The organism is Rhizobium yanglingense (genome assembly GCF_977109285.1).
In genome coordinates, this window is sequence record NZ_CDSAWY010000005.1 from 1,330,410 (window position 1) to 1,344,925 (window position 14,516).

A 14,516-nucleotide genomic window follows, 5' to 3' on the forward strand; every position below is an offset into this window, starting at 1 on the left:
ACAGCATGTAATTGTTTGTGTCTGAGCCTCAGCTCAGCATCCAGGCTATATAGAGAAGCGTCAACGCGACAATCCAGAGCGCCAGGCGGCCGGACCGGCTGTAGCGGGCCTCGGATTTGCCGATCGCGTCTGCCGTTTCGGCGTCAAAGCGCAGTCCATGCTCGCTCATATGCAGCAGCTGATGATGGAATTTCTCGGTCTGGGCAGCGATTTCCGGAACGGCTTCCGCAAGCTTCACGGCAGCCTTCAGTCCATCTTTGAGGTCGGTGATGACCCGCTTCGGACCGAGATTGTTGCGGATCCAGTCGCCGACGACGGGCTCCGATGCCTTCCACATGTTGAAACGCGGGTTCAGCATGCGCGATACGCCTTCGACGACCACCATGGTCTTCTGCAGCATGACCAGTTCGGGCCGGGTCTGCATGTCGAAAAGTTCAGTCACCTCGAAGAGCAGCGTCAACAGCTTGCCCATCGAGATCGTTTCAGCAGGCTGGCCGTGGATCGGCTCGCCGATCGCCCGGATTGCCTGCGCGAAACTTTCAACATTGTGATGGCCTGGCACATAGCCTGCTTCGAAATGGACCTCGGCAACACGCACGTAGTCGCGCGTAATGAAGCCATAGAGGATCTCGGCGAGGAAGCGCCGTTCCTTCTTTCCGAGCCGGCCGACGATACCCATGTCGACGGCGACGATCATGCCGCCTGAATCGACGAAGAGATTGCCGGGATGCATGTCGGCATGGAAGAAGCCGTCGCGCAGCGTGTGGCGCAGGAACGATTGGATGAGGACATCAGCAAGCGTGTTGAGATTGTGCCCGGCAGCGCGCAGCCCCTCGACATCGGACATCTTGACGCCGTCGATCCACTCCATGGTGATGACGTCGCGGCCGGTGCGTTCCCAATCCACCTTCGGAACGCGAAAGCCTGGATCCTGTCCCGTGTTTTCGGCGATCTCCGAAAGTGCAGCCGCCTCAAGCCGGAGGTCCATTTCGACTTTGGTCGACTGCTCGAGCGTTTTCGTTACTTCGACCGGCCTCAGCCGCCGGCTCGAGGGCATGAAGCGCTCCTGCATACCGGCGACGAGATACATTGCCTCGATGTCATGGGCGAAACGCTGCCGTACGCCGGGGCGCACCACCTTGACGGCGACCTTCCTGCGGCCATTGGGGGTATTCACCTCTGCAGGATGCACCTGCGCAATAGAGGCTGCGGCAATCGGATCGTCGAAAGTCGCATAAAGCTCTTCGATCGGGCGACCGAGCGAGCCTTCGATACTCGCCTTTGCCGCCGCAATCGGGAAGAAGGCCATCCGGTCCTGAAGCTGCGAAAGGTCGTCGGCGAATTCGACGCCGACGACGTCCGGCCTGGTCGCCAGAAACTGACCGATCTTCACATAGGAAGGTCCGAGCCGCTCGACTGCCTGGGCCAGCCGATCGCTGCGTTTCTTGGCTTTTGCGCGGCTGCGCGCAAACAGGCCGACAAAGGATTTGGCAAGGCTCACGGAAGGCGGCAAGCCTTCCGAAGGGAGCGCCGAAACAACGCCCTCGCGCACCAGAATCCAGCCGACCCGCACGAGCCGAAAATATGCTCCGAAAGCACTCATTTAGATCAAAGCTTCCAGCCCGAGTGCAGGGCCGCGATGCCGCCGGTGTAGCTGGTATAGGTCACGCGCGAAAAGCCGGCCTTACGGATCATTTCCGCGAAATTTTCCTGGTTCGGGAACTTGCGGATGGATTCGACAAGATACTGATAGGGCTCGGCGTCGCCGGTTATCGCCTTGCCGAACCTCGGAATGGCATTGAAAGACCAGGCCTCGTAAACCTTGTCCAGAAGCGGCATGTCCACTTCCGAAAATTCCAGCACGAGCAGCCGGCCGCCGCGCTTGAGCACGCGATAAGCTTGCGAGAGCGCCACGTCGATGTGCGGCACATTGCGGATGCCGAAGGCGATCGTATAGGCATCGAAGGTGCCGGCCTCAAAGGGTAGGTCCTCGGCATTGGCCTCGATGAAGGTGAGATTGTCGGAGAGTCTCTTCTTGTCCGCCCGCTCGGCGCCGACGCCGAGCATGGAGCCGTTGATGTCGAGCACGGTCGCATGCGCCATGCGGTTCGATGCTTCGACGATACGGAATGCAATATCGCCCGTGCCGCCCGCAACATCCAGCACCTTGTAGCCCGGTTCCTTGCGCGGATTAAGCGCCGCGACCATCGCATCCTTCCAGGCGCGGTGCATGCCCATCGACATCACATCGTTCATGATATCGTAGCGTCTGGCGACCTTATGGAAGACGTCATTGACGAGACCCTGCTTCTCGCCACTCGGCACCTCGCGGAAGCCGTAGGATGTTTCCATGCCGCCATTGGCGGAAGTACGGCTTTGTGACATCGGACTACTCCGTTACTCGAAATCGGTACGGCGACCATAGCGAAAGGCCGCTTGAGACGCTATCTGTGGAGGCGGGTAATACCCGCGGCTTACTGGCGCTATAACCCACATCGTCCGCAGTTGAAACACGTTTAAATACAGATGGGTTAAGATGCCGGAATTGCCAGAAGTCGAAACGGTGAAGCGTGGTCTTTCGCCCGCCATGGAGGGCGCGCGCATCGAGCGGCTGGAGCTTCGCCGCGGCGATCTGCGCTTTCCCTTTCCGGAAAATTTCGAAGACCAGGTTTCGGGCCGCACCATTATCGGGCTTGGCCGCCGCGCCAAATACCTGCTGATCGACCTCGACAGCGGCAAGACCATCATCTCCCATCTCGGCATGTCTGGCTCCTTCCGCGTCGAGCAGGGGCCAGTCAGCCAAACGCCAGGCGATTTTCGCTACGAGCGGTCGAAGGACGAGAAGCATGACCATGCGATTTTCCATCTGGAAGGCAAGGGTGGTGAGCGCCGCGTCATATATAATGATCCACGCCGCTTCGGATTCATGGATATCGCCGATCGCTCAGAGCTTCAGAACAGTCCTTTCCTTTTCGGCCTCGGGCCGGAGCCGACCGGCAACGAACTGAGTGCCATCTATCTGGCAGAACGCTTTGCGGGAAAGGCACAGCCCCTGAAGGGCGCCCTTCTCGACCAGAAAAACGTTGCTGGTCTCGGCAATATATATGTGTGCGAGGCGCTTTGGCGGGCGCACCTGATGCCGGCACGCGCTGCGAAAACCCTGGTCACCAAAACCGGAAAGCCGAAGGAGCAGCTTGGTCTTCTCGTCGCGTCTATCCGCAGCGTCATCGCCGATGCGATCAAGGCCGGCGGCTCGTCACTTCGCGACCATATCCAGACCGACGGTTCGCTCGGCTATTTCCAGCATTCCTTCTCGGTCTATGACCGCGAAAGTCTGCCTTGCCGCACACCCGGTTGCGGCGGTACGGTTTCGCGCATCGTGCAGGCAGGGCGTTCTACCTTTTATTGCCCGGACTGCCAGAAATAGGGAGGCAAACATGGCCTATGAAACGCTGATCGTCGAAACCCGCGGCAATGTCGGTCTGATTACGCTGAACCGGCCGCAGGCACTGAACGCGCTGAATTCCACCGTCCTGAAGGAATTGAAGCAGGCCGTTGCAGATTTCCACGACAACGAGGCGATCGGTGCAATCGTTCTGACCGGGTCCGAACGCGCTTTCGCAGCCGGCGCCGATATCAAGGAAATGCAGCCGCTGCAGTTTGCCGATATGTATAAGGCCGAATTCATCAGCGGCTGGGACGAGATTGCCAAGGCCCGCAAGCCGGTGATCGCTGCCGTCAGCGGCTTCGCACTCGGGGGCGGCTGCGAACTGGCCATGATGTGCGACTTTATCATAGCGTCGGACACTGCGAAATTCGGTCAGCCTGAAATCACGCTCGGCGTCATCCCCGGCATGGGCGGCTCGCAGCGCTTGACGCGTATGGTAGGCAAGTCGAAGGCTATGGATATGGTGCTGACTGGCCGCATGATGGATGCGGCGGAAGCCGAGCGTGCTGGGCTCGTTTCGCGCGTGGTCGCGCCCGAACGGCTGCTCGACGAAGCGCTGGCGGCGGCCGACAAGATTGCGTCGCTGTCGCAGCCTTCGGTGCTGATGGCCAAGGAGGCGGTCAATCGCGCGCTGGAAACCACGCTGGAGGAGGGCCTGCGTTTCGAGCGCCGTCTGTTCCACAGCCTTTTCGCAACGGAAGATCAGAAGGAAGGCATGGCGGCCTTCATCGAGAAGCGCAAACCGGCCTTTAAACACCGCTGATCTTCATTCCACGGAGAAAGGCGGCGTTTCCTTGAAAATGCGCGTTGACGCGGGCCGGCTTTAGAGTTATATGCCCGCCCACGGTTCGGGAAGCCGATCAGGTTTTCCGTTTATGCTCCCGCATTGCTGAAGGTTGTGGCCGCAGGGCCCGCGGTGATGGCGGAGTTTGTTCGAATTCTTGAGAGAGGCATCCATGGCCAATACAACTTCGGCGAAAAAAGCGACCCGCAAGATCGCCCGCCGTACCGACGTCAACAAGGCTCGTCGCTCGCGCGTTCGCACTTTCGTTCGCCAGGTCGAAGAGGCACTTGCAGCTGGTGATGCTGCCAAGGCAAAGGAAGCCTTCCTCGCAGCGCAGCCGGAACTCGCGCGCGCTGCAAGCAAGGGCGTCGTCCACGCCAACACGGCATCCCGCAAGGTCTCGCGGCTCGCTGCCCGTGTGAAGGCTCTGTCGGCGACTGCGACCGCATAATCTTTCGTTAACAAATTGATCGTTATGATTAGCCCGGTAATCAAGCCGGGCTTTTTCGATTCTGATGATCATCTCCGGATTGGTTAATTTGGCGACTGTTTCGTGTCACTGGGGTGACATGAAAAATTGTTTAAAATCAAATAGTTGCGCAAGGATGTTTCCAGCTTGAGCGACTCTTCTGCGTTCCGGCAGGCTTAGTTGTGAGTCAAGCGGATTTTTATTTTTTTTCTTTCAATGCGTGTCCAAAATACCCACTTCGGGAATCTCCTTGATTCTCCTGCGATTCTTTTTTGACATTGGCGTGACGCCCAAAAGCAGGCCCCGGAGTCAATGGTCGCTTCTTAATTTTGCGTAAAATTCATCATTGATCTCGGCAACCGATCCTGCCTAAATGACTTCCAGCAAAGGGCGCGGACATCACCTGCAAAGGCTCAGGTCTAAACTGCCACACCGGCAGGGCGATGAGTTTGTGTCATTTGTCACGGAGTAGCTATCTCTCCGTTTTTTCAAGCAGTTGAGCTATTTACACCGGGACCGTGGCTGGTCACGGAACGAAGATGCTTTGTGCGCTCGGCGGCTCCATGTTCAAGGGAGCTGAAGGGGATGGGGACAGTAAAATTTGCGTTCGGGCAGGCTGGTCGGAAAACGAGGTCCGGCAGCCGGCTTGGCGCGGCGAACATGACGGAGACCGCATGAAGGCGGTATCCGCCACGGTTCTCTGCGTCGGTCTCGCTTTGCGGGGCAGTGTTTGTGTGAACCGGCATGCATGATGGTCCATGAAAGGGCCGCCGGCATGCCACAACGGGGAAAATTGATCGGGCGGCTGTTGACTGATGTCCGCCCGGTGAAATGAATTTGGAAGGCGGCATGATGCAAATGAATTCATTGACGACGGGTGCTCTTGAAAATGGGGATAAGGCACCGCAGGCGTTTGGCTCTATTTGCCCGGATGCGGCGGGGGAAAAAGGAGACATGAAGCATGGCATACTTTTCGAGCGTGTTGGTGCGCGTCTGAAGGCCCAGGTCGGTCCGGACGTTTATGCAAGCTGGTTCGCACGTCTGAAGCTGCATTCGGTTTCAAAGAGCGTCGTGCGTCTTTCGGTTCCCACTACATTTCTCAAGTCGTGGATCAACAACCGTTATCTTGATCTCATCACCAGCCTTTTCCGGCAGGAAGATGCTGAAATCCTGAAGGTGGAAATTCTCGTCCGTACGGCAACGCGTCCCGGCATGAAGCCGGTGGATGAGGCAGCTTCCCAAGAGCCGGTCTCACCGGTCACGCCAATGCGTCGCCCTCTTGCTGCTCAGCCTGCTGGTCAGGCGGTTCAACAGGCCGTTTCGGCCGCCGCTGCCGCCCGTCCCGCGACGGTCGGCCAGCCGCTGTTCGGTTCGCCGCTCGACTCGCGCTTCACCTTCGACACCTTCGTTGAAGGCAGCTCGAACCGCGTTGCGCTTGCTGCGGCAAAAACAATTGCGGAAGCAGGGCAGGGCGCAGTGCGCTTCAACCCGCTCTTCATTCATTCGAATGTCGGCCTCGGCAAGTCCCACCTTCTGCAGGCGATCGCCAACGCAGCGGTTCAAAATCCGCGGGCGCTGCGTGTCGTTTATCTGACGGCCGAGTACTTCATGTGGCGTTTTGCAACGGCGATCCGGGACAACGATGCGCTGACGCTGAAGGACTTGCTCCGCAATATCGACCTTCTGATCATCGACGACATGCAGTTCCTGCAGGGCAAGATGATCCAGCACGAGTTCTGCCATCTGCTGAACATGCTGCTCGACAGCGCCAAGCAGGTGGTGGTTGCCGCCGATCGTGCGCCTTGGGAGCTGGAATCGCTCGATCCGCGGGTACGATCCCGTCTGCAGGGCGGTGTGGCGATCGAGCTTGATGCGCCGGACTACGAGATGCGCCTCGAGATCCTGAAGCGCCGCCTGGCTGCGGCCCGTCTGGAAGATCCATCTTTGGAAATCCCGGCCGAACTGCTCTCGCACGTTGCCCGCAGCGTGACGGCAAGCGGCCGCGAACTCGAGGGCGCCTTCAATCAGCTGATCTTCCGGCGCTCCTTCGAGCCGAACCTGTCGATCGAGCGGGTCGACGAGCTGCTTGCCCATCTGGTCGGCTCCGGCGAGCCGCGCCGCGTGCGCATCGAAGATATCCAGCGCATCGTCGCACGCCACTACAATGTGTCCCGCCAGGAGCTGGTTTCGAACCGCCGCACGCGCGTCATCGTCAAGCCGCGGCAGATCGCCATGTATCTGTCGAAAACGCTGACGCCGCGCTCCTTCCCGGAAATCGGCCGCCGCTTCGGTGGGCGCGACCATACGACAGTGCTGCACGCGGTGCGCAAGATCGAGGAGCTGATTGCGGGAGACACCAAGCTTTCGCACGAGATCGAGCTTCTGAAGCGCCTGATCAACGAATAATCGGCGACCCTCCACCTCAAATTTGCGGCCGGAAGCAATTCCGGCCGTTTTCTTTTATGAGTTTTTTTCTATACAGCCTCAAGAAGTGAGCGCCGCGGCTTCGACGGCGCTGGGAGGGTAAACATGAGTTTTAAAAGGATCGCCGTTCTCGGACTTGGTAAGGTCGGACGGCTTGCGGCAACGCTTTTGCATGAGGGCGGCTTCGAAGTGACGGGCGTCGATGCGCAATTGCCGCAGGCCGAAGTGCCGTTCGCGTGCCGCGTCGGCGATGTTTCCAACTCGCCCTTCGTGACGGAGCTGTTATCCGGTGTGGAAGCCGTGCTCTCCTGCCTGCCATACCATCTCAATATCGAGCTTGCGCGGGCTGCCCACGTGGCAGGCATCCATTATTTCGACCTGACGGAAGACGTTCCGACCACCAGTTTGATCATCAAACTCTCGAAGACGTCGCGTGGCCTGATGGCGCCGCAATGCGGCCTGGCGCCGGGCTTCGTCGGCATCGTTGGTGCAAGCCTTGCCGATGGGTTCGACCGCTGCCGCTCGATCCGCATGCGTGTCGGTGCTTTGCCGCAGAACCCGACGGGCTTGTTGGGCTATGCCTTCAACTGGTCGCCGGAAGGCGTCGTCAACGAATATCTGAACGATTGCGAAGTCATCGAAGGCGGTGTGCGCAAGTTCGTCTCACCGATGGAATGGCATGAAACGATCTATGTCGAGGGCGTCAAGCTTGAAGCCTTCACCACGTCGGGCGGGCTCGGCACGATGTGCGATACGCTGCACGGCAAGGTCGACAATCTCGACTACAAGACGATGCGCTATCCGGGCCATATGGACCTGATGAATTTCTTCTTCCATGAGCTGCTGATGCGAGAGCAGCGAAAACGCGCCGGCGAAATCCTGACCAATGCCAAGCCGCCCGTCGACGACGACGTAGTCTATGTCCATGTCGCGGCCGAAGGCACGCAAGCAGGAAGCCTGCGCCGCAAGGAGTTCGTGCGCGCTTACTATCCGATCGAGATTGCCGGAGCGCGCCGCACGGCGATCGCCTGGACGACCTCGGCATCCGTCGTCGCCGTCATCGAAATGGTCCGCGACGGCCTGCTGCCGGCAACGGGCTTCCTGCATCAGGAGCACATCCCGCTCGATATGTTCCTGCAGACGCCAACCGGAAGCCTGTTCAAGGCGAGCGCCTCAAGTCGCCATTAGCTCTTAAGGCTCGTCCAATAGGCGCCTTCGAAAGGCACCGCGGCAAAACGCTCGTTGATCTCGGCAAGACTTTTTGCCGGATCGACGTCGTCGAAAAGTTCGGGCCTGACCCAGGTTGCCACCGCTTCGGCTGCCAGAATGTTCAGCGGCACGGCATTGAAGAAATTCCACATACCGTGCACGTTGCCTTCGCGAACCGCCTTCAGCGGCGCAAGATTTGGCATCTTCACCGTTTCGCCGAGCGAGCGCTGGGCTTCTGATGGATCGACGCCGGGACCGATGGAAAAGGCCGTATAGGTGCCGCCGGGTGATCCGGTAGCAATGTAGACATCTGGATCGGCTGCGAGGATATATTCCGCAGTCACCGGTCCGCCCTGGGGTGGAAGGTTCTTGTCGGCGGCGTTGCGGCCGCCTGAAAGCGTTATCAGTTCTCCGAGCCCGGTGCGGCCAATTGCCCAGCTCCCGCGGACATCGCTTGGAAAGGCATCCATCAGTACGAGAGGGCCGGTGTCCATCGCCGCCTTGGCTTTGATGCGCTCAAGCCGCGTCTCGAAGAACCTGGCGAAATCTTCGGCTTGCTCATTGCGCTCGAAAATCCGGCCGAGAAGGCGCATGTCGCGCGGCGTGGTCCTCAGCGGATCGCGATTGAAATCGACAACAACGACCGGCACACCGACGGAGTTGAGATACTGTATCGCACGCTGGCCGAGTTCGCTGTCGGCCTGCCACATGGCCATGATCGCAAGGTCGGCATTGAGCGAGAGCGCCGCCTCGAAGGACAGTCCATCCGCCTGGCCGTTGCCCACGAAAGGCACGTTCTCGATTGCCGGAAATTTCTTTCGGAAGGCCTCATAGACAAAGGGATTGTCCCCCTTCATGTCGTTTGCCCAGCCGGCGAGCAGGCTGACGGGATCGGGAAGGATCAGCGACAGGGCGACAAGGTTGAATCCCGTCCCAAGGATGACGGCTTCCGGCTTTTTCCTGATCGTCACCTTGCGGCCGATCGCATCCGTGATGGTGAGCGGCCACGCAGATTGCGCTTTTGCAACATGCGGAGCACAAAGAACAACGGAAGCCACAGCGAGCAGATTTCGCCGTGTCGTGAGAAGCTCGGTCATTGCGGGTTCCTCTGGCTTGGCAATGCGCAGAGTTTGCCGCAGCTTGGAATTCCGGGAAGCATGTATCGAAGGCAGCAGACCTTGCGCCGTGCGACCTGCTCACCCTCTTCATCCAGATAGCTGACGCAGCCGCAAAACGGGTTTACGCCGCCATCCGGCAGGTAGCCGCGCACAAAGAGCGGAAGGTCGGGGCCGTCTGATGGCTCTCCTCCAGTCAGGCGCAATGCATAATCGATATAGACAGCAGCGTTGTTCCAGCAGAGCTTCGCCGAGATGCCGCAGGCCTTCAGCCGCATAACGGCCTCGCCAAGGTGGGTTTCAAGCAGCGGGCCTACGGCCGTGAAACTTTCGGTCTCGACCTCGCTTTCGATCGTGCCGGCATGCGGGACGCCGAAGGCGCGCGGCAGGCCGTTATCCTCCAATGCGATCGTCATCTCTTCGAATCCGACCGGAAGGGCCTGGCCGCCCAGGCGCCGGGCAAGCAAGTAGGGGATCGAAAGCCCGGAAAAATAATAGAGCGACCACATGGAAACGACGGCGCGCCGGTCGCTGCCGCCGGATATTTCCGCATAGCGATCAATCGCGCGCTGAAAGCCTCCGTCCCGGAAAAAAGCAGGCAATGGCACGCTGCCGGCAAGCTCCTTGCTGATCATCATCTTGTCCCGGCACCAGGCATGCTCGCCGGAAAAGGCGGGCGATAGGCCAAGCAGCCCGTCCTCCATGGTCATCTCCCGATGCGACCCGCTTGCCATCGGCCCTACCAAGTGTAGCGCAGGGTGCCGATCACCGAGCGGCCCTGGTCGCGGTAGCAGAAGCCTGCCGAGCAGACGGGCTCGCGCCGGTCGAGTAAATTGGTGGCGTTCACCTGCAGGCTCAGACCGTCGTACTTCTTGTCGAGTGCAGCAAAGTCGTAGCTCACTGCTGCATCGAAAAGCACGCGGGCGCCGTTTTCCGTCGTGTTTTCGTCATTGCCGTAGCTCTTGCCGATGTAGCGGGCGCCGAAGCCGAAGCCCATTCCATAGACGGGGCTGCTTTCCTGGAATTTGTAGTTGGCCCAGAGCGATGCCATATGCTTCGGCACGGAGGAAACATAGTTGCCGACAGTGCCCGTCGGGCCTTCGAGGATCTTGGCGTCCGTAAAGGTATAGGACGCGACGAGCGACAGGCCGTTGTCGAGGCTCGTGTTGGCCTCGATCTCGAGGCCACGGGAACGAATCTTGCCACGCTGGACCTGAATGTTTTCTGGGCCGCTCGGCAGGTTCACAACCTCGTAGTAAAGACTGTTTTTCTGATCGATATTGAACAGGGCGGCAGAAAGCATCGTATTGCTGTCCGGCAATAGGTATTTGACGCCAATCTCTTCCTGTTCGCTCTCGGTCGGTTTGAAGGGGGCGTTGGTCTCCCTGTTGATACCGGCATTCGGCGCAAAGGCGGTCGAGTAGCTGACATAGGGCACGAGGCCGAAGTCGGTCTCGTAGCTCAGACCGATTCGGCCGGAAAATTCCTTGTCCTTCTGAGAGATGGTGTCCACGGTGTCGGCAACGAGATCGGTATTTTCCGTATCAGTCCAAACCCAGTCGTAGCGCCCGCCGAGCGTCAGCAGCCATGCGTCATAACGCATCTGGTCCTGCAGGTAGGTGCCGGCCTGCCACTGATCCTGAACGGTGCGGGTCTGGAAGTCGATGTGCGGGACTGAAGCGCCTGCGTCCGGATTGTTGGTATCAAGCGGCGGCGAGACGCCGCGACCGTCGAGCGAACGCCAACGAAGCCGGGTCAAGTCGAGGCCGGCAAGCAGCGTATGGTCGATATCGCCCGTCTCGAATGTCGCCTCGAGCTGGTTGTCGATAACAAAGGCCGTCAGGCGTTCGTCAAACGTGCCGGCGCTGCGATCCAGCAGCGTTGGATCGACCGCATTTGGTGCGTAGGCAAAGGCCCAATCGGTGTCGATGTTTAATGTCGAGAAGCGTGCATTCTGGCGGAAGACGAAGCTGTCGTTGAGCCTGTGTTCGAACTCATAGCCGATGCGGCCCTGGTTCTGAACAGAATTGTTGAATGCAGGGTTACCGGCGAAGTAATCCGTTACTTCGCCGGTAACCGGGTCGTTGTAGTAAGCGGCCGTGCCACCCGTCTTCGTGCGCGAATATTCGCCAAGGATGGTAAGCTTTGTGTCCTCGTCGGGCTTCCATGTGAAAGCCGGCGCGATATAGACGCGGTCGTCCGGAACACTGATCTGCTCGGTATTGGCGTCACGATAGAGCCCGGTGAGGCGATAATAGAAGGGATCGCGGTCGTTGACAGGGCCGGAGAAATCAAACTGGCTCTGGTAGCGCTGCTGCGTGCCGTATTGCAACTGGAGTTCGTGATATGGGTCCTCCGTCGGGCGCTTGGTGATCAGGTTGTAGAGACCACCGGCGCCGGAGGCGCCATAGAGAGCCGACGAGGGGCCGCGCAGGATCGAAACGCCCTCAAGGCCGTAGGGTTCGGTCTTGAAGAGCGAAGAGCCGGCGCCGGGCTGGCGCAGGTTGTCGCGAAAAACACCCGTATAGGTGACGTCGAAGCCGCGCACCGTGAAGCTGTCGAAGCGCGGATCGAAACCATAAGCACCCACGCGCGTGCCTGGCGTGTAGGCGAGCGTATCGAGCAGCGTTTGGGGGTTGCGGTCCTTGAGTTGCTGTTCCGTCACGGACGAGATCGACTGCGGCGTCTCGATGAAAGGCGTGTCGGTCTTTGCGCCGGTCGCGCTGCTCTTGCCGACATAGCCGTCCGCCTGGATGACACCGCCGCTGCCGCCCTTGACGACGATCTCCTGCAGCACTGTCGCGCCATCGTCCGGCTGGTTTTCGGCGGCGGTATCCTGCGCAGCGGCAGGAAGGAAAAGATGGGCCAGGGCGGCGCCCGTCAACGCGGATGCCCGCAGCGACCTGGCAAAAACTTGTATTTTCATCAGCTTACAACTCTCGGCGGTCTACTTATAATTCATGAGTGTAATAATCAACAATAAGCCGGATGAAAACCTTTTTATGAGTAAATTTCTCCACTTTTTTGGGGAAGAGCGAAGCGACCGCGAGGTCGTCAGCTCTTTACTTCCGACAGCAGCCAACGTCGGAAGGCTGCGACGGCCGGGCGTTCGAGTGCGGCGCCGGGATAGACGAGATGAAAGGCGAGGCGGCTCGCAACGCCAAGCGGGAAGGGGGCGACCACGGCGTCTTCGGCCAGCTCCTTCTCCAGAAATGACCGACGCATCAATGCAAAACCGAGACCAGCCTTCATCGCTTCGTAGGCGCCATTGCCATGCATGAAGATCGGGCCGCGCGAGGCGTCCACCGTCGTCGCCCCTGCCGCCTCCAGCCAGAGCTTCCAGTCGTGCCGGTAAACATCATGGATCAACTGGAAGCCGGCGAGCGTGTCTGGCGAGGGATGGTCTCCAAGCTGCGCTGCCAGCCGCGGGGTGCAGACCGGCACCAGCTCATCATCCACGAGCCGCTCGCTGACAAGGCCGTCATAGCCGCCGAGCCCGTGCCGTATGGCCAGATCGATGCCGTCGCGTTGAAAGTCGAGTACACGATGCGAGGCACTGATGCGCACGTCGATCTCCGGATGGATCTCCTCGAAACGCCCGAGCCGCGGAACCAGCCAATAGGTCGCAAAGCCTGCCGTGCAGGTGACGTTCAGTACAGAGCCGCGTGCCCGCGCTGCAATCGCAGCCGTCGCCTCTCTCATCAGCCGGAAGGCGGTCTGCAGCGTGGCGAAGTAATCGGCGCCCTCGACTGTGAGGGCGAGCGCCCGCGTTTTCCGCTCAAAAAGCCGTACGCCGAGTGCGGCTTCCAGATCGCGGATCTGTAGGCTGACGGCGCCGGGCGTCACATGCAGCTCCTTGGCGGCCAGCGTCATGCTCAAATGCCGCGCCGCAGCTTCGAAAGCCCGCAGGGCCGAAAGGGATGGCAGAAATTCGCTCATGATTTAGTTTCGCTAAAGCATATGCCGAGAAAGACTCGTTTGCCGGAATGCAATTATAGAAATATATCAGAATGAAAGCGATCACTAAACAAAATCGTGAAGCGACATTCATCGAGCATAAATCGTAACTGGCAGAAACTGGCGCGCAAGAAACGGGTGGCGAAATCATCCGCCGCATCGTAAGCCCGCGAACAAGGATGGGAGACAGACATGCAGAAACAAATGGGCTTGGCCGAATGGAGTATGCTTTTGGTCCTGTCCCTCCTTTGGGGCGGCTCCTTCCTCTTCAACGGTATTCTCGTCAAGGCACTGCCGCCGTTTACGATCGTCACGGGCCGCGTGCTGCTGGCGGCGCTCGCGCTCAATATCATCGTGCGGCTCATGGGTCATACGATGCCGCGCGACGGCAAGAGCTGGGTCGCCTTCTTCGGAATGGGTGTGCTGAACAATATGATCCCCTTCTGCCTCATCGTCTGGGGCCAGACTCACATTGCAAGCGGCCTTGCCTCGATCCTGAATGCCACGACGCCGCTCTTTACCGTCGTTGTTGCCCATATCCTGACCACCGACGAGAAGATGAGCGGTCATCGCCTGATCGGTGTGCTCATCGGCTTTGCCGGCGTGGCTTATATGATCGGCTTCGATGTGCTTAACGATCTCGGCTCGAATGTGCTGGCGCAGCTCGCGGTCCTCGGAGCTGCGATCTCCTATTCCTTCGCCGGCATCTGGGGCCGCCGTTTCCGGGCGATGAGCATGCCGCCGCTGCTGCCGGCCGCAGGCCAGGTCACGGCCTCCACCATCTTGATGCTGCCGATCGCGCTGATTGCCGACCGTCCATGGGCATTGCCCGCTCCCGGCATCGAAACCTGGCTGGCGCTGCTCGGCCTGGCACTTCTTTCGACCGCCATCGCCTATGTGCTTTTCTTCCGGGTGCTCGCAACGGCGGGCGCGACGAACCTGGCGCTGGTGACCTTTCTCATTCCCGTCAGCGCCGTTCTGTTGGGTACGATCATCCTTGGCGAGCAGCTGCAGGCAAAACATCTGATCGGCATGGCGACGATCGCGGTCGGTCTTGCGGCGATCGACGGGCGGTTGATGTCGCTTGGAAAACGCCGGGCAGCCTGAGGC

General features: G+C 59.6%; 12 protein-coding genes. 6 read left to right on the forward strand and 6 right to left on the reverse strand.

Annotated elements, in window-relative coordinates; genetic code table 11:
- Positions 1 to 28: 28 nt before the first annotated feature.
- Both ubiB and ubiE read right to left on the reverse strand, forming a co-directional pair.
- On the reverse strand, positions 29 to 1,603 hold the full coding sequence (gene ubiB / locus ACW4PC_RS16255; protein WP_455874437.1) for a 2-polyprenylphenol 6-hydroxylase: 1,575 nt from the start codon (positions 1,601 to 1,603) through the stop codon (positions 29 to 31).
- Between the two features lie 5 nt (positions 1,604 to 1,608).
- A complete protein-coding gene (gene ubiE / locus ACW4PC_RS16260) occupies positions 1,609 to 2,385 on the reverse strand; it encodes a bifunctional demethylmenaquinone methyltransferase/2-methoxy-6-polyprenyl-1,4-benzoquinol methylase UbiE (RefSeq protein ID WP_074066405.1) in 777 nt (258 codons plus the stop codon).
- A gap of 151 nt (positions 2,386 to 2,536) precedes the next feature.
- Between ubiE and mutM the strand changes: the two genes are divergently transcribed.
- The 5 genes from mutM (at position 2,537) to ACW4PC_RS16285 (ending at position 8,313) form a co-directional block, all read left to right on the forward strand.
- Entirely contained in the window at positions 2,537 to 3,427 is an 891-nt protein-coding gene (gene mutM / locus ACW4PC_RS16265) for a bifunctional DNA-formamidopyrimidine glycosylase/DNA-(apurinic or apyrimidinic site) lyase (protein ID WP_455874438.1), read from the forward strand.
- A gap of 10 nt (positions 3,428 to 3,437) precedes the next feature.
- Positions 3,438 to 4,211 (forward strand): enoyl-CoA hydratase, encoded by a 774-nt coding sequence (locus ACW4PC_RS16270; protein ID WP_455874439.1) that lies wholly within the window; start codon positions 3,438 to 3,440, stop codon positions 4,209 to 4,211.
- A 193-nt stretch (positions 4,212 to 4,404) separates the two neighbouring features.
- Positions 4,405 to 4,683, forward strand: coding sequence for a 30S ribosomal protein S20 (gene rpsT / locus ACW4PC_RS16275; protein ID WP_022713448.1), 279 nt, complete (start codon positions 4,405 to 4,407; stop codon positions 4,681 to 4,683).
- 870 nt (positions 4,684 to 5,553) lie between these two features.
- Complete coding sequence (gene dnaA, locus ACW4PC_RS16280) at positions 5,554 to 7,107, forward strand: chromosomal replication initiator protein DnaA (RefSeq protein WP_455875037.1); 1,554 nt, start codon at positions 5,554 to 5,556, stop codon at positions 7,105 to 7,107.
- A 123-nt stretch (positions 7,108 to 7,230) separates the two neighbouring features.
- The gene (locus tag ACW4PC_RS16285; protein WP_455874440.1) at positions 7,231 to 8,313 is read left to right on the forward strand and encodes a saccharopine dehydrogenase C-terminal domain-containing protein; all 1,083 of its coding nucleotides are present in this window, start codon (positions 7,231 to 7,233) and stop codon (positions 8,311 to 8,313) included.
- On the opposite strand, the gene ACW4PC_RS16290 is transcribed toward ACW4PC_RS16285, so the two are convergent.
- The 4 genes from ACW4PC_RS16290 to gcvA form a co-directional block, all read right to left on the reverse strand.
- Positions 8,310 to 9,431, reverse strand: coding sequence for an ABC transporter substrate-binding protein (locus ACW4PC_RS16290; RefSeq protein ID WP_455874441.1), 1,122 nt, complete (start codon positions 9,429 to 9,431; stop codon positions 8,310 to 8,312). The two genes, ACW4PC_RS16285 and ACW4PC_RS16290, sit on opposite strands and share 4 nt — an antisense overlap.
- Positions 9,428 to 10,159: a siderophore-iron reductase FhuF gene (fhuF, locus tag ACW4PC_RS16295; RefSeq protein WP_455875038.1), complete on the reverse strand. Its 732-nt coding sequence runs from the start codon at positions 10,157 to 10,159 to the stop codon at positions 9,428 to 9,430. Before fhuF ends, ACW4PC_RS16290 begins: the two co-directional genes overlap by 4 nt.
- 29 nt (positions 10,160 to 10,188) lie before the next feature.
- Positions 10,189 to 12,375, reverse strand: a complete 2,187-nt coding sequence (locus ACW4PC_RS16300; RefSeq protein ID WP_455874442.1) for a TonB-dependent siderophore receptor — start codon at positions 12,373 to 12,375, stop codon at positions 10,189 to 10,191.
- Positions 12,376 to 12,503: 128 nt separating this feature from the next.
- Positions 12,504 to 13,388: a transcriptional regulator GcvA gene (gene gcvA / locus ACW4PC_RS16305; RefSeq protein ID WP_455874443.1), complete on the reverse strand. Its 885-nt coding sequence runs from the start codon at positions 13,386 to 13,388 to the stop codon at positions 12,504 to 12,506.
- 210 nt (positions 13,389 to 13,598) lie between these two features.
- Between gcvA and ACW4PC_RS16310 the strand changes: the two genes are divergently transcribed.
- Positions 13,599 to 14,513, forward strand: a complete 915-nt coding sequence (locus tag ACW4PC_RS16310) for a DMT family transporter (protein ID WP_455874444.1) — start codon at positions 13,599 to 13,601, stop codon at positions 14,511 to 14,513.
- Positions 14,514 to 14,516: the final 3 nt, after the last annotated feature.